This is a genomic window from Pseudomonas sp. Hp2 (assembly GCF_006386585.1).
Lineage (GTDB): Bacteria > Pseudomonadota > Gammaproteobacteria > Xanthomonadales > Xanthomonadaceae > Pseudomonas_S > Pseudomonas_S boreopolis.
Genome location: NZ_VAHJ01000002.1, coordinates 260902 through 280517 on the forward strand (window position 1 = coordinate 260902; position 19616 = coordinate 280517).

Sequence of the window (19616 nt, forward strand, 5' to 3'; positions counted from 1 at the left end):
CCGGCCGCCGATGATCGGCTGCGACGAAGCGCTGGCGATCGTGCGCCGCGCCGCGCCGCGCATGCCGGCGGAATCGCTGGCGCCGGCCGAGGCGCAGGGCCGGGTACTGGCCGAACCGGTGGTCAGCGGCGCTTGGTTGCCGCCGTTCGACAACGCCGCGATGGACGGCTTCGCGCTGCAGGCCCGTGGGCTGGTGGTGCCGGCGGGCACCGAGCTGCGCGTGGACGGCCGCCAGGCGGCCGGCGACCGCGGGCGTGCCGCCACCGGCGGTGCATGGGAAATCATGACGGGGGCGCAGTTGCCGGACGGCCTCGATACGGTGGTGCCGGTGGAGCGCGTGCAGGTCTTGGCGCAGACCGGGGCCGGCCCGGGGACGATCCGGCTGCTGGACCCGGCGACGCCGGGCCAGCACCTGCGCCGGCGCGGCGAGGACGTGGCCGCCGGCAGTACCGTGATCGATGCCGGCACGCGCGTGCTCGCGCCGCAGCTGATGTTGCTCGCGGCATTGGGCGTGGCGCAGGTGGCCGCGCGGCGGCGGCCGCGGGTCGCGGTGATCGCCACCGGCCGCGAGCTGGTGGCCGATCCGGCGGCGGCGCTGCAGCCAGGCCAGATCCGCGACAGCAACCGGCCTTTCCTGGTCGCGCAATTGCAGGCGGCCGGCGCCGACGTGGCATGGCACGGCGTGGTCGACGACGACGCGCCGGCGTTCCAGCGCATCCTCGACCGCGTGCTGGCGCTGGGCGTGGACCTGGTGGTGAGCACCGGCGCGGTCTCGATGGGGCATTACGACTTCGTGCCCGAGGCATTGCGCGCCCGGCGCGCGCGGATCGGCTTCCACAAGGTCGCGATCCGGCCCGGCAAGCCGTTGCTGTTCGCCGAACTGGACGAAGGCCCGTTGTTCTTCGGCCTGCCGGGCAACCCGGTCGCCAGCGCGGTAGGATCGCGCTTCTTCGTCGAACCGGCGTTGCGCGAGATGCTCGGCCTGCCTGCGGAAACGCCGCTGCGCGCGCGCCTGGACGGGCGCGTGGGCAAGCGCGAGGGCCTGCGTTTCTACGCGCGCGCGCACCTGCGCTGCGACGACGGGGGGCAACTGCGCGTCGGCGTCCTGCCGGGGCAGGAGTCGTTCCGGCTGATGCCGATGCTGGCCGCCAATGCCTGGGCGGCCTTGCCCGAAGGCGTGGCCGAAGCCGCCGAGGGCGATTGCGTGGACGTCTTCGGGCCCGGGCACTGGCAGCCGGTGCGGTTCCAGGAGCCGCACGCATGAGCCTGCCGGACCGGCAAGCCTGGACCGGACTGGTGCTGGCCGGCGGCGGTTCCACGCGCATGGGCCGCGACAAGGCCGGGCTGGACTGGCAGGGGCGGCCGCTGATCGAGCACATGCAGGACCTCCTGCGCAGCGCCGGCGCGCATCGGGTCGTGGTCAGCGGCGACTATCCGCAGTACGACGCGATCGCCGACCGGCGGCCCGGCCTGGGCCCGCTGGGCGGCCTGCACAGCGCCGCGGCGGCGTTGCCGGACGGAACGCTGCTGGTGGTGCCGGTGGACATGCCGAGGCTGACGACCGCGCTGCTGTGCCGCCTGCTGGCCGCGCCGGCCGAGTGCGCGGTCTTTTCCGGGCAGCGCCTGCCGATGCGGATGCGGCTGGACGAGGCGAGCCGCGCGACGCTGGACCGCCTGGTCGCGGCCGCGGAACGCGAACGTTCGCTGCGCGCGCTGCAGCAGGCGCTGGGATGCGCCGAACTCGCGCTCGACGCCGGTGCCGAAGCCGCGCTGGCCAACTGCAATACCCCGGAGCAATGGGAGGCGCTTCGCGCATGAAAGTACAGATGCAAGGGCAGGGCGTGCGTTTCCGCATCGACGAGGCCGAGCTTGCCGCCCTGCTAGCGGGGACCGAGGCGGTCAACCGGACGGTGCTGCCCGGCGCCGGCGAGCTCGTGCAGTCCCTCGTCCTGGGCGCGCGATCCGCGCCGGCGCTGGACTGCGGTGCCGGCCACTGGCGCCTGAGCCTGCCGCGCGCGGACGTGGAAGCCTACGTCGCGCGGCTGCCGTGCCGCGACGGCCTGGAGTACCAGGTCCAGGGTCTCGCGCTGGCGTTCGAGGTGGACGTGCGCGACAGCGCGCGCAAGCGCCTGCCGCGGCAAGCCCCCGCTACAGGTCGCGCAGGTCGAGGCGGCGGAGCCTCGGCGCCTTCCAGGCCGTGACCGCGACCACGGCCAGGGTCACGCAGCCGCCCAGCACCACCGCCGGCACCAGGCCGATCAGCCGCGCCATGGTGCCGTCGTAGAACGCGCCCAGCTCGTTGGACGAACCGATGAAGATGCCGTTGATCGACGATACCCGGCCGCGCATCTCGTCCGGCGTGGCCAACTGCAGGATGGTCTGGCGCACCACCACCGAGACGCCGTCGCACATGCCGTAGGCCAGCAGGATCGCCGCCGACAGCCAGAAATGCCGCGACAGGCCGAACGCGATCGTGCACAGGCCGAAGCCCGCCACCGCGCACAGCAGCACCCGGCCGGCATTGCGCTGCAGCGGATGCCGCGCCAACCACAGGCCGACCAGCACCGAGCCCAGCGCGGGCGCGCCGCGCAGGATGCCCAGCCCTTCCGGCCCGTAGTGCAGGATGTCGTGGATGAAGGCCGGCAGCATCGACACCGCGCCGCCGAGCAGCACCGAGAACATGTCCAGCGCCATCGCGCCGAGCATGATCTGGTTGGAGAACACGAAGCGCGCGCCCTCGGCGATGCTGCGGAAGATCGGCGCGCGCGTGCCCGAGTGCGCCGGTTCCTCGATCCGCAGCACCAGCAGCGCCAGCATCGCCGCCAGCGCGACGCCCGCCGCGACCGCATAGGCCAGCGCACTGCCGCCGAAGCCGACCAGCACGCCGCCCAGCGCCGGGCCGATCACCATGCCGGCCTGGAACACCACGCTGCCCAGGCTGGCGCCGCGCGCGTAGGCCTCGCGCGGCAGCGTCTTCGCGAACAGCGCGTTGTAGATCGGGCTCAGGAACGAGCGCACCATGCCGGTCAGCGCGATCGCCGCGTAGATCGGCCAGACGCCCCGTATCGGGATCCACCCCCGGGCGACCGCCAGCAGGATCGCGGCGGTGGCGACCAGCCCCAGCGTGGCGGCCATGCCGAGCCGGCGCCGGGGCAGGTGGTCGACCAGGTAGCCGGCGAACGGCGCCACGCAGAAGAACGGCAGGATCTCCGCCAGCCCGATCAGCCCCAGCGAGAACGGGTTGCCGGTGATCTGGTAGATGTGCCAGCCGACCGTGACCGCGACGATCTGGTACGAGAGCATGCCGCAGATGCGGTAGGCCAGCACCAGCACGAAGCCGGGATGGGCGAGCAGGCCACGGATGCCGCCGTCGGCGGGGGCCGCCCCGCTCACCGGGTCTGCGCCTGGGCGGTATCGCGGATGAAGCCCAGCATCGCGGCCACGCCGTTGCTGCGGGTCGGCGAGAGATGCTTGGACAGGCCGATGTCGGCGATGTAGCTCGGCTCGGTGGCGAGGATCTCCGCCGCGCTGCGCCCGGAGTAGACGCGCAGCGCCAGGTAGATCAGCCCGGAGACGATGGCCGAGTCGCTGACGGCATGGAACACGAGCCGCTCGGCGTTGCCCTCCGGCACGATCCACACCATCGACTGGCAGCCATGCAGGCGGTGTTCCTCGGTCTTCCACTCGTCGGGAAAGGCGGGCAGCTTGCGGCCGAGGTCGATCAGGTACTGGTAGCGCTCGGACCAGTCGCCGAAGAACGAGAATTCCTCGGCGATGGCGGCCTGGGCCTCGGCGGCGGTGGGTTCGAGCGGGAAGGGGGAATCGGTCATTGGAAAACTCGGAATCTTGCGATCTGGGCCCCTCTCCCTTTGGGGGCGAGAAGGCACGGTTTGCGCGCCACTGGCGCGTGCCCGGGAGCGCCAGTGGCGCGGGCCGGTGCACGGGTGGGGGTGAGGGTACGAGGGCGCAGCCCCTACTGCTGAACTGCACTAGGCTTCGCCCGTACCCTCATCCGCCCCTGCGGGGCACCTTCTCCCAGGGGGAGAAGGCAACAGCTTCAAGCACGCTTCCAGCGTACGCCCTGCGGCGTGTCCTCCAGCACAACGCCTTCGCCGGCCAACTGCTCGCGGATCGCGTCGGCGCGGGCGAAGTCGCGTGCCTTCTTGGCGGCGGCGCGCTCGTCGATCAAGGCCTGGATGCGGGCGTCGTCCTCGCCGGAGGCACCACGGTTGAACCAGGCTTCGGGCGCCTGCTGCAGCAGGCCGAGCGCAAGGCCTGCGCCCAGCAGTTGCGACTTCAGCCGCGCCTTTTCTTTCGCGTCCTCGGCCTTGCGCGCTTCCGCGGCGATGCGGGCGACCTCGGCCAATGCCTGCGGAGTGTTGAGGTCGTCGTCCAGCGCCGCCTCGACCGACGCCGGGATGGCGGGCTCGGCCGGTACGCCGGCGAGGTCGCGCAAGGTGCCGTAGAGCCGGTCCAGCGTGTTCCTGGACTGCTCGATCAGGGCATCCGACCAGTCCAGCGGCTGCCGGTAGTGCGCGGAGAGCAGGGCATAGCGCAGCGCCTCGGGCGGATGCTTGCGCACCAGGTCGTGGACGCGCTCGATGTTGCCGATCGACTTGCTCATCTTGGCGCCGCCGAAGTTGAGCATGCCGTTGTGCAGCCAGAACCGCGCGAAGGTCTTGCCCCCGTGGGCGCATTCGCTCTGCGCGACCTCGTTCTCGTGGTGCGGGAACTGCAGGTCGACGCCGCCGGCGTGGATGTCGATGGTCTCGCCCAGGTGCGCGGCGGCCATCGCCGAGCACTCGATGTGCCAGCCCGGGCGACCGCGGCCCCAGGGCGAATCCCAGCCGGGCAGGTCGTCGGAGGACGGCTTCCACAGCACGAAGTCGCCCGGGTCCTTCTTGTAGGGGGCGACTTCCACCCGCGCGCCGGCAAGCATCTCCTCCGGATCGCGCCGGGACAGCTTGCCGTAGCCGTCGAAGCTGGCGACCGAGAACAGCACGTGGCCCTCGGCGGCATAGGCGTGCCCGCGCTCGATCAGGCCCTCGATCATCGCCACGATCTGCGGGATGTGCGCGGTGGCTTCCGGCTCGATGTCCGGCGGGGCCACGCCGAGCGCCGCCATGTCCTCGCGGTAGGCGGCGGCGAAGCGCTCGGTGATCGCCGAGATCGGCACGCCCTGTTCCTTGGCGGCGGCGTTGATCTTGTCGTCCACGTCGGTGATGTTGCGCGCGTAGCGCAGCGCGCCGTAGCGCCGGCGCAGCAGCGCGGCCAGCACGCCGAACACCACCGGGCCGCGGGCGTTGCCGATGTGGACGTAGTTGTAGACGGTAGGCCCGCAGACGTACATCGTGGGGCAGGCGGGATCGAGCGGCGCGAACGGTTCGACCCGCCGCGTCAGGTTGTTGTGCAGGCGCAGGCTCATCGGCATCGGGGGTGGAAAAGCCCGACGATTCTACGCTCAGGGAAGGGGCTGGGGCATGCCATCGCTCCCGGGGGCGGTTCGCGCCGGGCCCGGAGCCCTGCGGGGGCATGCCGGCCTGGCCGCCGGGACGAGCCGCGCGGCCAGGTTGGGGATCTTCCAACCCGCGGACCGCCGCGCGTGCCCGCACCGTGGTCGCACGGTCGTGGAGGAGCGGCTCGTTTCCCCTTGGTCCCGGCGCGTGCCGTCGCGATGCCGTGCCATAGCACACTCCGCGCCGGGTTGGTGCCCCCGGACGGGTGGCGTTCAGCCCCGGGCGCGGGTCCGTCCCTACACTTAAGGAATTACTTACATCCGCCTGCCGGTGCTGATGCGTTCTTCCATCCTGCTCCTCATGCTCTGCTCGCTGGCCTGCCTACCGCTTTGCGCCTGGGCGGCGGGGCAGGACGATGCGGTCAAGAACCGGGTGGTGGTGGTCGAGAACGTCAAGCTGGATTACGCGCAGGTGCTCAACGTCGAGCCGGTCTACCAGACCTTGCGCGCGACGCGCACTGAAGAGCAGTGCGAACCCGAGCCCGAGGTCCAGGCCAGGCAGGCGCCGGCCGAAGAGGGCCGGTTCTCGCGGATGATGGATTCGGTGAAGGACATCTTCAGCAAGCGTCCCACGACGCCCGAGCCGGCGCAGTCGCCGGCCCCGCCGCCGACCAGCACCCGGCGCAACTGCAAGATCGTCGAAGTCCCCCGCGAGTTCCGCCGGCCGATCGCCTACGACGTGGACTATGTCTACAAGGGCACCAAGTACCGCTCGCGCCTGCCCGAGGACCCGGGCAACCGGCTGCGGGTGCGGGTGTCGGTGACGCCCTACATCCCCGACGCGATCCTGGCGCCGGCGCGGTAGGGCGAGTCCCTCGCGAGAGCACGGCACAGCCATGCGCCGGGGTTTGAACGGCGAGCCCCTCCGAGAGCCGCGTTTCCATGTGAAGAGATCCGGCTCCGGGCGCTTGCGCCCGCCCGCCATGCGTGCGAGGATTCGCGCCCTATGAAGCCGACCGCTTACCAGCACGACACCAGCGCCGCCCGGATGGCCTCCGGCATGACCTCGCGCGCGCGTCGACCGGAACCCCACATTTCCGCTGGGTAACCGGAGCGTCGTGCTGTCCGTTCGGAAAACCCAGCCTGAGGCTGGGTTTTTTCGTTTTCGGGCCGGCAAGGTTTCAACCGCAATAAAACCGCGCATCCCGCGCACCCGCCGCAGCCGCGTCGGCCCCACGCAACAAAGGATCGATCGATGTCCCTCAAGCATTTCCTGAACACCCAGGACTGGAGCCGCGCCGAACTCGACGCGCTGTTGACCCAGGCCGCGCTGTTCAAACAGAACAGGCTCGGCAACGAGTTGAAGGGCAAATCGATCGCGCTGGTGTTCTTCAACCCGTCCATGCGCACCCGCACCAGCTTCGAGCTGGGCGCGTTCCAGCTGGGCGGGCATGCGGTGGTGCTGCAGCCGGGCAAGGACGCGTGGCCGATCGAGTTCAACCTGGGCACGGTGATGGACGGCGACACCGAGGAGCACATCGCCGAGGTCGCCCGGGTGCTGGGCCGCTACGTAGACCTGATCGGCGTGCGCGCGTTCCCGAAGTTCGTCGACTGGAAGTACGACCGCGAGGACATCGTGCTGAAGTCCTTCGCCAAGTACTCGCCGGTCCCGGTCATCAACATGGAGACCATCACCCATCCGTGCCAGGAGCTGGCGCACGCGCTGGCGCTGCAGGAGCACTTCGGCACCTCCGACCTGCGCGGCAAGAAGTACGTGCTGACCTGGACCTACCATCCCAAGCCGCTCAACACCGCGGTCGCCAACTCGGCGCTGACCATCGCCACCCGCCTGGGCATGGACGTGACCCTGCTGTGCCCGACCCCGGACTACATCCTGGACGAGCGCTACATGGACTGGGCCCGGCAGAACGTCGCCGAGAGCGGCGGTTCGCTGCAGGTCAGCCACGACATCGACAGCGCCTATGCCGGCGCCGACGTGGTCTACGCCAAGAGCTGGGGCGCGCTGCCGTACTTCGGCAACTGGGAGCCGGAGAAGCCGATCCGCGACCGGTACAAGCACTTCATCGTCGACGAACGCAAGATGGCGCTGACCAACAACGGCGTGTTCTCGCACTGCCTGCCGCTGCGCCGCAACGTCAAGGCCACCGACGCGGTGATGGATTCGCCCAACTGCATCGCCATCGAAGAGGCCGAGAACCGCCTGCACGTCCAGAAGGCGATCATGGCCGCGCTGGTGCGCGGCCGTGATTCGTGATTCGGGATTGGTGATTCGTAAAGGCAAGCCCGGCTCCTGCCCTTAACTGTTCAATCGTAGAGAGATACCCCCATGTCGCAGCAAACCGCTTCTTCGAATCACCAATCACCAATCGCCAATCACGAAAGCAAGCACATCGTGCTTGCTTTCAGTGGCGGCCTCGACACCAGCTTCTGCGTGCCCTACCTGCAGGAGCGCGGCTGGAACGTGCACACCGTGTTCGCCGACACCGGCGGCGTGGACGACGAGGAGCGCGAGTTCATCGAGAAGCGCGCCACCGAGCTGGGCGTGGCCAGCCACGTCACCGTCGACGGCGGCCCGGCGATCTGGGCCGGCTTCGTCAAGCCGTTCGTCTGGGCCGGCGAGGGCTACCAGGGCCAGTATCCGCTGCTGGTGTCCGACCGCTACCTGATCGTCGATGCCGCGCTCAAGCGCGCCGCCGAGCTGGGCACCAACGCGATCGCGCACGGCTGCACCGGCATGGGCAACGACCAGGTGCGCTTCGACCTGGCGGTCAAGGCGCAGGGCGACTACCGGATCGTGGCGCCGATCCGCGAGATCCAGAAGGAGCACACCCAGACCCGCGCCTACGAGCAGAAGTACCTGGAGGAGCGCGGCTTCGGCGTGCGCGCCAAGCAGAAGGCCTACACGATCAACGAGAACCTGCTGGGCGTGACCATGTCCGGCGGCGAGATCGACAAGTGGGAAGCGCCGGGCGAGGGCGCGCGCGGCTGGTGCGCGCCGCGCAGCGCGTGGCCGGTCGAGCCGCTGACGGTGACGCTCAAGTTCGTCGAGGGCGAGGCGGTCGAGCTGGACGGCAAGGCGCTGCCGGGCGAGCAGATCCTGGCCAGGCTCAACAAGCTGTTCGCCCCGTACGGCGTCGGCCGCGGCGTCTACACCGGCGATACCGTGATCGGCCTGAAGGGCCGCATCGTGTTCGAGGCGCCGGGCCTGGTCTCGCTGCTGGCCGCGCACCGCGCGCTGGAGGACGCGGTGTTGACCAAGCAGCAGAACCGCTTCAAACCGGACGTCGCGCGCAAGTGGGTGGAGCTGGTGTACGAAGGCTTCTACCACGATCCGCTGAAGACCGACCTGGAGGCGTTCCTGAAGTCCTCGCAGGCCAAGGTCAACGGCGAGGTGGTGCTGGAGACCCGGGGCGGCCGCGTCGATGCGGTGGCGGTGCGTTCGCCGCACATCCTCAACGCCAAGGGCGCGACCTACGCGCAATCGGCCGACTGGGGCGTGGAAGAGGCCGAAGGCTTCATCAAGCTGTTCGGGATGAGCTCGACGCTGTACGCGCAGGTCAACCGCTGAAGCCGCTTTCTTCTCCCGCTCGCGGGAGAAGGTGGCGTGCAGCGCCGGATGAGGGCCCTATGTCGGCAAGAAGTCGCCCCCATCCGCCCTTCGGGCACCTTCCCCCGCAGGCGGGGGAAGGGAACATTTTCGTCTGGTCTGGAAGATGAGCCGGTTACGCATCAGCACCGACAAGCACGAGCTGGACGTGGACCTGGTCCACCGCTTCCTCTCGACCGAAGCCTACTGGAGCCGCGGCATCCCGCGCGCGACGGTGGAGCGCGCCATCGACGGCGCGCTGTGCTTCGGCGGTTATGCCGAGGGCGCGGGGCAGGTGGCATTCGCGCGGGTGATCACCGATGGCGCGACCTTCGGGTATCTCGCCGACGTGTTCGTGCTGCCGGAGCATCGCGGCCGTGGCTACGGCAAGCAACTGGTGGCCGCGATCATGGCGCATCCTCGCCTGCAGGACCTGCGCCGTTTCATGCTGGCGACCTCCGACGCGCACGGGCTGTACGCGCAGTTCGGTTTCGCCGCGCCGGCCAGGCCGCAGTCGCTGATGGAAATCTCGCGTCCCGACATCTACCAGACCGCCGACGCGGCCCACTGATCCCCTTATGACCGAACTGCTCGAACACACCCTGGCGCACCTGGACAAGCTGGTGTCCTTCGACACCCGCAATCCGCCGCGCGCGATCGGGACCGATGGCATCTTCGACTACATCCGCGGGCAACTGCCGGGGTTCGCGGTCGAGGTGGTCGACCACGGCGCCGGCGCGGTCAGCCTGTACGCGGTGCGCGGCAAGCCGAAGTATCTGTTCAACGTGCATCTGGACACGGTGCCCGACTCGCCGGCCTGGACCGCCGACCCGCACGCGATGCGCCGGCTCGACGACCGCGTGGTCGGCCTGGGCGTGTGCGACATCAAGGGCGCGGCCGCCGCGCTGATCGCCGCGGCCAACGCCGGCGACGGCGACGCGGCGTTCCTGTTCTCATCCGACGAGGAGGCCAACGATCCGCGCTGCATCGCGGCGTTCCTGGCGCGCGGCATCCCCTACGAGGCGGTGCTGGTGGCCGAGCCGACGATGAGCGAGGCGGTGCTGGCGCATCGCGGCATCAGTTCGGTGCTGATGAAGTTCGCCGGCCGCGCCGGCCATGCGTCCGGCAAGCAGGATCCTTCGGCGAGCGCGCTGCACCAGGCGATCCGCTGGGGCGATCGCGCGCTGGACCACGTCGAGTCGCTGGCGCACGCGCGTTTCGGCGGCCTGACCGGATTGCGCTTCAACATCGGCCGGATCGAGGGCGGGATCAAGGCCAACATGATCGCGCCGGCCGCCGAGCTGCGCTTCGGTTTCCGGCCGCTGCCGTCGATGGACGTGGATGCGCTGCTGGCGACCTTCGCCGGCTTCGCCGAGCCGGCCGCGGCGCATTTCGAGGAAACCTTCCGCGGCCCGAGCCTGCCGTCCGGCGACATTGCGCGTGCCGAGGAGCGCCGGCTGGCCGCGCGCGACGTCGCCGACGCGCTGGAGCTGCCGATCGGCAACGCGGTCGATTTCTGGACCGAGGCCTCGCTGTTCTCGGCCGGCGGCTACACCGCGCTGGTCTACGGCCCGGGCGACATCGCCCAGGCGCATACCGCCGACGAGTTCGTGACGCTGGAGCAACTGCAGCGCTACGCCGCGTCGGTCCACCGCATCATCAACGGCGCCGGCTGAGCCGCGTCCTTCCTCCATCCGCATGAACATCGAAATGTCGCTGCCCGCCGCCACCAAACAGACCCGCCAGACCATCGTGCGCCTGCTTTCGAGCATGGCCAGCGCGAAGGAGATCAGCCAGTACCTCAAGCGCTTCTCGCAGCTGGACGCCAAGCGTTTCGCCGTCGTCAAGGTCGGCGGCGCGGTGCTGCGCGACGAGCTCGAGGACCTGACGTCCTCGCTGACCTTCCTGCAGGAAGTCGGCCTCACGCCGATCGTGCTGCACGGCGCCGGCCCGCAGCTGGACCTGGAGCTGTCGGCGGCCGGCATCGAGAAGCGGACCGTCAACGGCCTGCGCGTGACCTCGCCGGAGGCGCTGGCGATCGTGCGCAAGGTGTTCCAGGCGTCCAACCTGCGCCTGGTCGAGGCCTTGCAGCAGAACGGCGCGCGCGCGACCTCGATCACCGGCGGCGTGTTCGAGGCCGGCTACCTCGACCAGGCCACCTACGGGCTGGTCGGCGAGGTCAAGGCGGTCAACCTGGCGCCGATCGAGGCCAGCCTGAAGGCCGGCTCGATCCCGGTGATCACCAGCCTGGGCGAGACCGCCAGCGGCCAGATCCTCAACATCAACGCCGATTTCGCCGCCAACGAGCTGGTGCGCGAACTGCAGCCGTACAAGATCATCTTCCTGACCGGCACCGGCGGCCTGCTCGACGAGCACGGCAAGGTGATCGACTCGATCAACCTGTCCACCGAGTACGAACACCTGATCCAGCAGCCGTGGATCCATGGCGGCATGAAGGTCAAGATCGAGCAGATCAAGGACCTGCTGGACAAGCTGCCGCTGGAGTCGTCGGTCTCGATCACGCGCCCGGCCGACCTGGCCAAGGAGCTGTTCACCCACAAGGGCTCGGGCACGCTGGTGCGGCGCGGCGAGCGCGTGCTGCGCGCCACCGCGTGGAACGAGCTGGACCTGCCGCGGCTGAAGAACCTGGTCGAATCCAGCTTCGGGCGCGAGCTGCTGCCGGACTACTTCGAGCGGACCCGGCTGCTGCGCGCCTACGTCAGCGAGAACTACCGCGCCGCGGTGATCCTCACCGACGAGGCCGAGGGCGTGTACCTGGACAAGTTCGCGGTGCTCGACGACGCCCAGGGCGAAGGCCTGGGGCGCGCGGTCTGGAACGTGATGCGCGAGGAGACCCCGGACCTGTTCTGGCGCTCTCGCCACAACAACCAGGTCAACATCTTCTACTACGCCGAGTCGGACGGCTGCTTCAAGCAGGAGAAATGGAAGGTGTTCTGGTACGGGATGGACGACTTCGAGCAGATCCAGCGTTGCGTGGCGCACTGCGCGACGCGGCAGCCGACGCTGGTGGGCTGAGATGGCACCGGGCCGGCTGCCGCCGAGCACAGGGACGTCCCGCGCGATCGCGTGGCGCCCATGCGCCGCCGCGGTTTTCTCCACCCTCGATGCGGGACGCGCGGCGGTGGCCCGCCGCGTGCCGTCCCGCCTGGAAGCACACGCATGAGCAAGCAATACACCCTGGGCATCGTCGGCGCGCGCGGCCACACCGGCAGCGAGCTGATCAAGCTGGTCGCCGCGCACCCGCGCATCGAACTGGCGTTCGTGTCCTCGCGCGAGCTGGACGGCCGGCGCGTGGCCGAGCACAACGCCGCCTACTCGGGCGAGCTGCGCTTCGAGAACCTGGACGCCGACGCGGTGGCGGCCAAGGGCGCCGACGCGGTGATCCTGGCGCTGCCCAACGGCAAGGCCGCGCCGTTCGTGGAGGCGCTGGAGAACGCCGCGCCGCAGACGGTGATCGTGGACCTCTCGGCCGATTACCGGTTCGATCCGGGCTGGTACTACGGGCTGCCGGAGCTGACCCGCGAGCGTTACGCCGGCCAGAAGCGCATCAGCAATCCGGGCTGCTACGCCACCGCGATGCAGCTGGCGATCGCGCCGTTGCTGGACCAGCTGGCCGGCCCGCCGCAGTGCTTCGGCGTGTCCGGTTACTCCGGCGCAGGCACCACGCCGTCGGACAAGAACGACGTCGAGCTGCTGCGCGACAACCTGATGCCGTACTCGCTGACCAACCACATGCACGAGCGCGAGGTCAGCGCGCATCTGGGCGTGCCGGTGGAGTTCATGCCGCACGTGGCGCCGCACTTCCGCGGCATCACGATGACCGTGAACCTGTGGCTGCAGCAGCCGCGCAGGCGCGAGCAGGTCAAGGCGCTGTATGAGGCGCGCTATGCGTACGAGCCGCTGGTGGAGGTGATCGACGAGGCGCCCTGGGTCAGCCGTGTCGCGGGCCGGCACGGGGTGCAGATCGGGGCGTTCGCGATGGCGCCGGACGGCAAGCGCGTGGTGGTGGTGTCGACCCTGGACAACCTGCTCAAGGGCGCGGCGACCCAGGCGATGCAGAATCTGAACCGTGCGCTGGGATTGGACGAGCTGATGAGTATCCGGGATTCGGGATCGGCGGCTGGGGATTCGTAAGCGCCCCCTCACCGCCGAAGCGGATCCGCTTTCGCCAATCCCGAATCCCGAATCACCAATCCCGAGAAAAAAACCATGAGCAATCTCCTCTGGCAGAAACCCGGCGTTGCCGTGGATGCCAAGATCCAGGCCTTCCTGGCCGGCGACGACGTGATCCTGGATCGCGAGTTCTTCCTCTACGACATCGCCGCGAGCAAGGCGCATGCCGAGGGCCTGCAGCGCATCGGCATCCTCTCCGCCGACGAACTGGCCGGGCTGCTGCGCGAGCTGGATGCGCTGGCCGGCGATTACCGCAGCGGTGCGTTCGTGCTCGACGAGCAGTACGAGGACTGCCATTCGGCGATCGAGTTCCGCCTCACCGAGCGCCTCGGCGATGCCGGCCGCAAGATCCACACCGGCCGCAGCCGCAACGACCAGATCCTGGTCGCTACCCGGCTGTGGCTGAAGGACAAGCTCAAGCGCGTCTTCGAGCTGAGCCGCGAGGCCGCCAAGGTCGCGCTGGACCGCGCCGGCGCCGAGAAGGACCTGCCGGTGCCGGGCTATACCCACATCCAGCGCGCCGTGGTGTCTTCGGCGGGCATGTGGTGGGCCGGCTGGGCCGAGGCCTTCATCGACGACGCGATCCGCGCGGCCGACACGCTCGCCCTGGTCGACTGCAATCCGCTCGGCACCGCCGCCGGCTACGGCGTCAACCTGCCGCTGCAGCGTGGCCACACCACCGCCGCGCTCGGTTTCGCGCGCATGCAGGTCTCGCCGATCTATGCGCAGCTCTCGCGCGGCAAGTTCGAGCTGGCCGCGCTGGAGGCGCTCGGCAGCGCCACGCTGGACCTGCGCCGCATCGCCTGGGACCTGTCGCTGTTCACCAGCGCCGAGTTCGGCTTCGTCGCGCTGCCCGCGCAGTACACCACCGGTAGCTCGATCATGCCGAACAAGCGCAATCCGGACGTGATCGAGCTGATGCGCGCCACGCACGCCAGCGTCGCGGCCGCGCGCACCGAGATCGAGCAGCTGCTGTCGCTGCCGTCGGGCTACCACCGCGACCTGCAGGCCAGCAAGGGCGCGATCTTCCACGGCTTCGGCCGCGGCCTGGCCGCGCTGGAACTGCTGCCGGCGCTGCTGTCCAACCTCGACTGGCGCGAGGACCGGCTGCGCGCGGCGATCGACTCGGGCATGTACGCCACCGACGTCGCCGTGGAAGCGGCCGTCGCCGGCGTGCCGTTCCGCGAGGCCTACAAGGCCGCCGCCGCCGCCTCCGACACGGCGGGGCAGGGACGCACGCCGGAAGGCAGCCTGGCCGCGCGCGTGTCGCCGGGCGCGGCCGCCGACCTGCAGCTCGACGCGCTGCGGGCACGTTGGGATGCATTGAGCTTTTGATCCTGTAGGAGCGGTTTTTTGTGGGAGCGGCTTCGGCCGCGATGAGGCTTTGCCAGTAAAACCTGATCGCGGCTGAAGCCGCTCCCACAAAAAGCCGCTCCCACAAAAATCGATTGATCTACGGAAAACGATTCGATGAAGCACTATCTCGTACTGGCCATGCGCAAACCGGACTTCGACGAAGCCGTCGTCGCCCCGCACCAGGCCTTTCTCGACGACCTGCGCGCACGCGGGCTGCTGGTGCTGACCGGCGGCTTCAGTGACAAGAGCGGCGGCGCCTACGTGCTGAAGAACGTGGGCAGCCTGGACGAGGCCCGGGCGATCGTCGCCACCGATCCGCTGGCGGTGCGCGGTTCGTCCGAACTCACCGTGCACGAATGGAACGCTCGTTGAGCCGGGAAACGCCATGACCGACGCCGCCGCCCATGCCGCCGCATGCTTCGCCGAGCAACCGTTGCCGCCGTGGCGGCGCGCGGTGCTCAAGGTCGGCAGCAGCCTGCTGGCGGCCGATGGCGGCGGGCTCACGCCGCGCTTCGCGCTGGGGCTGGCGCAGTTCGTCTCGGCGAACCTGGCGGCCGGGCGCGAACTGGTGATCGTCTCCTCCGGCGCGGTCGCGGCCGGGCGCGCGATCCTGCCGAGGGCGGCCGAAGCCGGCGCGGCGATGGCGGCGCGGCAGGCCCTGGCCGCGCTCGGGCAGGCGCAGCTGATCGCGTTGTGGCAGCGCTTCTTCGAGCGCCCGGTGGCCCAGGTGCTGCTGACCCACGACGACCTGCGCAACCGCCGCCGCTATCTCAACGCCCGCGCCACCCTGACCGAATTGCTGGCGCTCGGCGCGCTGCCCGTGGTCAACGAGAACGACACGGTGTCGGTGGACGAACTCAAGCTCGGCGACAACGACAACCTGGCGGCGATCGTCGCCGCGCTGGTCGATGCCGATGCGCTGTTCATCGCGACCGACATCGACGGGCTGTACACCGCCGATCCGCGCACCGACCCGCAGGCGCGGCCGATGCAGGACGTGCCCGAGCTGACCGGCGAGGTGCTGGCGATGGCCGGCGGCAGCGGCAGCAAGGTCGGCACCGGCGGCATGCGCACCAAGCTGGAGGCGGCGGCCAAGGCCGGCGCGGCGGGGATCGAGACCTACCTCTTCAACGGCCGCAGCAGCGACGTGGTACGCGGGTTGGCGCAGGACCGGCTGCGCGGCACCCGCATCCGCGCGGCGAGCACCCGCATCGCCGCGCGCAAGTACTGGCTGCGGCATGCGCCGGTCGAACCGGGCGCGATCCTGGTCGACGCGGGCGCGGCCGCGGCATTGCGCGAGAAAGGCGCTTCGCTGCTGCCGGGGGGCGTGCTCGGCGCGATAGGCGACTTCCGCCGGGGCGACATGGTCGAGGTGCGGGTGAGCGAAGAGGGCGGGCAACGCCTGGCACGCGGGGTCGCCCAGTATTCCGCGCTGGACATCCGCCGCATCGCCGGCCGGCATTCGCGCGACATCGAATCGCTGCTCGGTTACAACTACGGCGAGAACGTGATCCATCGCGACGACCTGGTATTGCTGTGATGGTTCCCCCGTGAGCGGGACTCCAGTCCCGACGCTTTTTCGATAATGTCGGCCGGCACTGAAGTCCCTCCCGCCACCGCAGCTGCTCCCCTTGGAACGATTCCGGGTATTCCCATGACCTCAGACATCAAGACCCTCGCCCTGCAATGCCGCGACGCGGCCCAGACGCTGGCCACGCTGTCTTCCGATGCCAAGCGGGCCTTGCTGGAGTCGATGGCCGCGGTATTGGAGGACGATGCCGATGCGATCCTGGCCGCCAACGCGAAGGACCTGGATGCGGCGCGCGAGAAGGGCACCGGCAACGCCATGCTGGATCGCCTGGCGCTCGACCCGAAGCGGCTGGCCGGCATCGCCGCCGCGCTGCGCGAGGTCGCGGCGCTGCCGGATCCGGTCGGCCTGGTGACGCGCGAGGACGTGCGCCCCAACGGCATCCGCGTGCAGAAGGTGCGCGTCCCGCTGGGCGTGATCGCGATGATCTACGAGGCGCGCCCGAACGTGACCGCCGACGCGGCAGCGCTGTGCATCAAGGCCGGCAACGGCGTGATCCTGCGCGGCGGTTCCGAGGCGATCCATTCCAATACCGCGATCGCCGCGGCGCTGAAGCGGGCGCTGGCCGCGGCCGGTGTCCCGGAGGCCGCGCTGACGCTGGTCACCGATTTGCGCCGCGAGACCATGCTGGAGCTGCTGCAGCTCAACGACATCGTCGACCTGGCGATCCCGCGCGGCGGCGAGGGGCTGATCCGTTTCGTCGCCGAGCATGCGCGCGTGCCGGTGATCAAGCACTACAAGGGCGTGTGCCACCTGTTCGTGGACGCCTCGGCCGACATCGACCTGGCGGTGCGGCTGCTGGTGGACGGCAAGGTGTCGCGCCCGGCGGCCTGCAATTCGCTGGAAACGCTGCTGGTGCATGCCGACATCGCGCCCGCGTTCCTGCCCAGGGCCGCCGAGGCGCTGCGGGGCTACAAGGTGGAGCTGCGCGGCGACGACGCCACGCGTGCGCTGGTGCCGGGCATCGCGCCGGCCACCGACGAGGATTACGCCGCCGAGTACCTGGACCTGGTGCTGGCCGTGCGCGTCGTGCCCGGCCTGCAGGCCGCCATCGACCACATCCGCCATTACGGCTCCGACCACACCGAGGTGATCGCCACCGGCGATGCCGGCAATGCCGAGGCCTTCGTGCAGGCGTTGCGTTCGGCGGTGGTGATGGTCAACGCGTCCTCGCGCTTTTCCGACGGCGGCGAGCTGGGGCTCGGCGCAGAGATCGGCATCTCCACCACGCGGCTGCATTCCTATGGCCCGATGGGCCTGGAAGCGCTGACGGTGGAACGCTTCGTGGTGCGCGGGGAAGGGCAGACCCGCAACATCCAGTAGCGTCTCGTAGGAGCCGGTCCCACGGGCAGATACTCGCTCGCCTATGGCTTTCGTCACGGTAACGATGCGCTTCTGACTGGCTAGACTCCGCAGGTTCCCACCGGAGTCCGCCCATGCCCGTTCTTCGCCCGCTCGCCCTGGCGCTCGCCTGCGCCGTCCTGGTCCCGGCCGCTTTCGCCCAGACCTCGCCGATGACGCCGGACATCACCGGCAAGCCTTTCGTCGCACCGGACGCGGCCAACGACTACGTCAAGCGCGAGGTGATGATCCCGATGCGCGACGGCGTGAAGCTGCATACCGTCATCGTGGTGCCCAAGGGCGCCCACGGCGCGCCCATCCTGCTCACGCGCACGCCGTACAACGCGGACGGGCGCGCCGAGCGGCTGCTGTCGCCGCACATGAAGGACCTGCTGCCGCAGGGCGACGACGTGTTCGTCGATGGCGGCTATATCCGCGTGTTCCAGGACATCCGCGGCAAGTACGGTTCCGAGGGCGACTACGTCATGACCCGGCCGCTGCGCGGGCCGCTCAACGACACGCCGGTCGACCACGCCACCGACGCCTGGGACACCATCGACTGGCTGGTGAAGCACGTGCCCGAGTCCAACGGCAAGGTCGGCATGATCGGCTCCTCGTACGAAGGCTTCACCGTGGTGATGGCGCTGACCGACCCGCATCCGGCGCTGAAGGTCGCCGCGCCGGAAAGCCCGATGATCGACGGCTGGATGGGCGACGACTGGCTCAACTACGGCGCGTTCCGCCAGGTCAACTTCGACTACTTCACCGGCCAGCTGACCCAGCGCGGGAAAGGCACGTCGATCCCGCGCGCCGGCCGCGACGACTATAGCAATTTCCTCGCCGCCGGTTCGGCCGGGGACTACGCCAAGGCCGCGGGCCTGGAGCAGCTGCCGTGGTGGCACAAGCTGACCGAGCATCCCGCCTACGACGCGTTCTGGCAGCAGCAGGCGCTCGACAAGGTGATGGCGAGGACGCCGCTGAAGGTGCCGACGATGTGGCTGCAAGGCCTGTGGGACCAGGAGGACATGTACGGCGCCAACCACAGCTACCAGGCGATGGAAGGCCGCGATGCTCGCAACGACCGCAACTACCTGGTGATGGGGCCGTGGCGCCACAGCCAGGTGAACTACGGCGGCGCCTCGCTCGGCGAGCTGGACTTCGACGGCGACACCGCGCTGCAGTTCCGCCGCGACGTGCTCAAGCCGTTCTTCGACCAGTATCTGGTCGATGGCGCGCCGAAGGCCGATACGCCCCCGGTGCTGATCTACGACACCGGCGCCAACCGCTGGAACCGGCTGCAGAAGTGGCCACTGAGCTGCGAGAAGGGATGCCAGGCCAAGGCCCGGCCGCTGTACCTGGCCGCGGGCGGCGCGCTTTCGTTCGACGCGCCGAAGGCCGGGCAGGGCGAATACGAGGAATACGTGTCCGACCCGGCCAAGCCGGTGCCGTTCGCGCCGCGCCCGGTGAGCTTCGGCGACCGCGACATGTGGACCACCTGGCTGGTCAAGGACCAGCGCTTCGTCGACGGGCGTCCCGACGTGTTGACCTTCGTCAGCGAGCCGCTGGCCGAGCCGATGCGCATCGCCGGCGTGCCCAAGGTCAACCTGCAGGCATCGACCAGCGGCACCGACAGCGACTGGGTGGTCAAGCTCATCGACGTGTATCCCGAAGAGAACGCGACCGATCCCAGGATGGCCGGCTACGAGCTGCCGGTATCGCTGGCGATCTTCCGCGGCCGCTATCGCGAGAGCTTCGAGCATCCCGCGTCGCTCGCCGCCGGCCAGCCGTTGCAATACCGCTTCGACCTGCCCAACGCCAACCACACGTTCCAGCGCGGGCACCGGGTGATGGTGCAGGTGCAGTCCAGCCTGTTCCCGCTGTACGACCGCAATCCGCAGACCTACGTGCCGAACATCTACTTCGCCAAGCCCGGCGACTACCGCAAGGCCACGCAGCGCGTGTGGCATACGCCGGAGCGGGCGAGCTTCATCGAGTTGCCGGTGCTGTGAGGGAGGGCGGAGCCCGGGCACAAAAAAACGCCGGAAAGCTGAGGCTTTCCGGCGTTCCGAATGTCC

Annotated in this window: 18 protein-coding genes; 15 read left to right on the forward strand and 3 right to left on the reverse strand. The window is 69.7% G+C overall.

All coding sequences use genetic code 11. The annotated features are described in order from the left end of the window. Nucleotides 1-10: 10 nt before the first annotated feature. From FD678_RS06130 to FD678_RS06140, 3 genes are read left to right on the forward strand one after another with little or no spacing between them, the layout of a single operon-like run. Nucleotides 11-1264, forward strand: a complete 1254-nt coding sequence (locus FD678_RS06130; protein WP_140720443.1) for a molybdopterin molybdotransferase MoeA — start codon at nt 11-13, stop codon at nt 1262-1264. Beyond that, nucleotides 1261-1818, forward strand: a complete 558-nt coding sequence (locus FD678_RS06135) for a molybdenum cofactor guanylyltransferase (protein ID WP_218569547.1) — start codon at nt 1261-1263, stop codon at nt 1816-1818. The genes FD678_RS06130 and FD678_RS06135 overlap by 4 nt, the downstream gene beginning before the upstream one ends. Continuing rightward, nucleotides 1815-2201 carry a hypothetical protein gene (locus FD678_RS06140; RefSeq protein ID WP_177497580.1) on the forward strand — a complete coding sequence of 129 codons (387 nt, stop codon included), beginning with the start codon at nt 1815-1817 and terminating at the stop codon, nt 2199-2201. Before FD678_RS06135 ends, FD678_RS06140 begins: the two co-directional genes overlap by 4 nt. Here the strand turns inward: FD678_RS06140 and FD678_RS06145 are convergent. The 3 genes from FD678_RS06145 to cysS all read right to left on the reverse strand — a co-directional run bounded on the left by FD678_RS06145 (nt 2149) and on the right by cysS (nt 5425). After that, nucleotides 2149-3393, reverse strand: a complete 1245-nt coding sequence (locus FD678_RS06145; protein ID WP_140720445.1) for an MFS transporter — start codon at nt 3391-3393, stop codon at nt 2149-2151. The genes FD678_RS06140 and FD678_RS06145 overlap by 53 nt on opposite strands. Continuing rightward, nucleotides 3390-3830, reverse strand: a complete 441-nt coding sequence (locus tag FD678_RS06150; RefSeq protein ID WP_140720447.1) for a SufE family protein — start codon at nt 3828-3830, stop codon at nt 3390-3392. Before FD678_RS06150 ends, FD678_RS06145 begins: the two co-directional genes overlap by 4 nt. Before the next feature lie 227 nt (nt 3831-4057). After that, nucleotides 4058-5425: a cysteine--tRNA ligase gene (gene cysS, locus FD678_RS06155; RefSeq protein ID WP_256661871.1), complete on the reverse strand. Its 1368-nt coding sequence runs from the start codon at nt 5423-5425 to the stop codon at nt 4058-4060. A 367-nt stretch (nt 5426-5792) separates the two neighbouring features. Between cysS and FD678_RS06160 the strand changes: the two genes are divergently transcribed. The 12 genes from FD678_RS06160 (at nt 5793) to FD678_RS06215 (ending at nt 19550) form a co-directional block, all read left to right on the forward strand. Further along, on the forward strand, nt 5793-6320 hold the full coding sequence (locus FD678_RS06160; RefSeq protein ID WP_140720451.1) for a hypothetical protein: 528 nt from the start codon (nt 5793-5795) through the stop codon (nt 6318-6320). Between the two features lie 390 nt (nt 6321-6710). Continuing rightward, the gene (locus FD678_RS06165) at nt 6711-7730 is read left to right on the forward strand and encodes an N-acetylornithine carbamoyltransferase (protein WP_140720453.1); all 1020 of its coding nucleotides are present in this window, start codon (nt 6711-6713) and stop codon (nt 7728-7730) included. Nucleotides 7731-7868: 138 nt separating this feature from the next. Then, the gene (locus tag FD678_RS06170; RefSeq protein WP_218569548.1) at nt 7869-9044 is read left to right on the forward strand and encodes an argininosuccinate synthase; all 1176 of its coding nucleotides are present in this window, start codon (nt 7869-7871) and stop codon (nt 9042-9044) included. Between the two features lie 145 nt (nt 9045-9189). Continuing rightward, nucleotides 9190-9633 carry a GNAT family N-acetyltransferase gene (locus FD678_RS06175; RefSeq protein WP_140720457.1) on the forward strand — a complete coding sequence of 148 codons (444 nt, stop codon included), beginning with the start codon at nt 9190-9192 and terminating at the stop codon, nt 9631-9633. A 7-nt stretch (nt 9634-9640) separates the two neighbouring features. After that, nucleotides 9641-10738 carry an acetylornithine deacetylase gene (locus FD678_RS06180; protein WP_140720459.1) on the forward strand — a complete coding sequence of 366 codons (1098 nt, stop codon included), beginning with the start codon at nt 9641-9643 and terminating at the stop codon, nt 10736-10738. Nucleotides 10739-10760: 22 nt separating this feature from the next. Beyond that, a complete protein-coding gene (locus FD678_RS06185) occupies nt 10761-12098 on the forward strand; it encodes an acetylglutamate kinase (protein WP_218569549.1) in 1338 nt (445 codons plus the stop codon). Nucleotides 12099-12242: 144 nt separating this feature from the next. After that, entirely contained in the window at nt 12243-13217 is a 975-nt protein-coding gene (gene argC / locus FD678_RS06190; protein ID WP_140720464.1) for an N-acetyl-gamma-glutamyl-phosphate reductase, read from the forward strand. A gap of 75 nt (nt 13218-13292) precedes the next feature. Further along, entirely contained in the window at nt 13293-14591 is a 1299-nt protein-coding gene (gene argH, locus FD678_RS06195; protein WP_140720466.1) for an argininosuccinate lyase, read from the forward strand. Between the two features lie 135 nt (nt 14592-14726). Continuing rightward, nucleotides 14727-14984: a YciI family protein gene (locus FD678_RS06200; protein ID WP_140720468.1), complete on the forward strand. Its 258-nt coding sequence runs from the start codon at nt 14727-14729 to the stop codon at nt 14982-14984. A 13-nt stretch (nt 14985-14997) separates the two neighbouring features. Continuing rightward, nucleotides 14998-16152, forward strand: coding sequence for a glutamate 5-kinase (gene proB, locus FD678_RS06205; RefSeq protein ID WP_140720470.1), 1155 nt, complete (start codon nt 14998-15000; stop codon nt 16150-16152). 114 nt (nt 16153-16266) lie between these two features. Continuing rightward, nucleotides 16267-17523 (forward strand): glutamate-5-semialdehyde dehydrogenase, encoded by a 1257-nt coding sequence (locus FD678_RS06210; protein WP_140720472.1) that lies wholly within the window; start codon nt 16267-16269, stop codon nt 17521-17523. 113 nt (nt 17524-17636) lie between these two features. Continuing rightward, nucleotides 17637-19550 carry a CocE/NonD family hydrolase gene (locus FD678_RS06215; protein ID WP_140720474.1) on the forward strand — a complete coding sequence of 638 codons (1914 nt, stop codon included), beginning with the start codon at nt 17637-17639 and terminating at the stop codon, nt 19548-19550. Nucleotides 19551-19616: the final 66 nt, after the last annotated feature.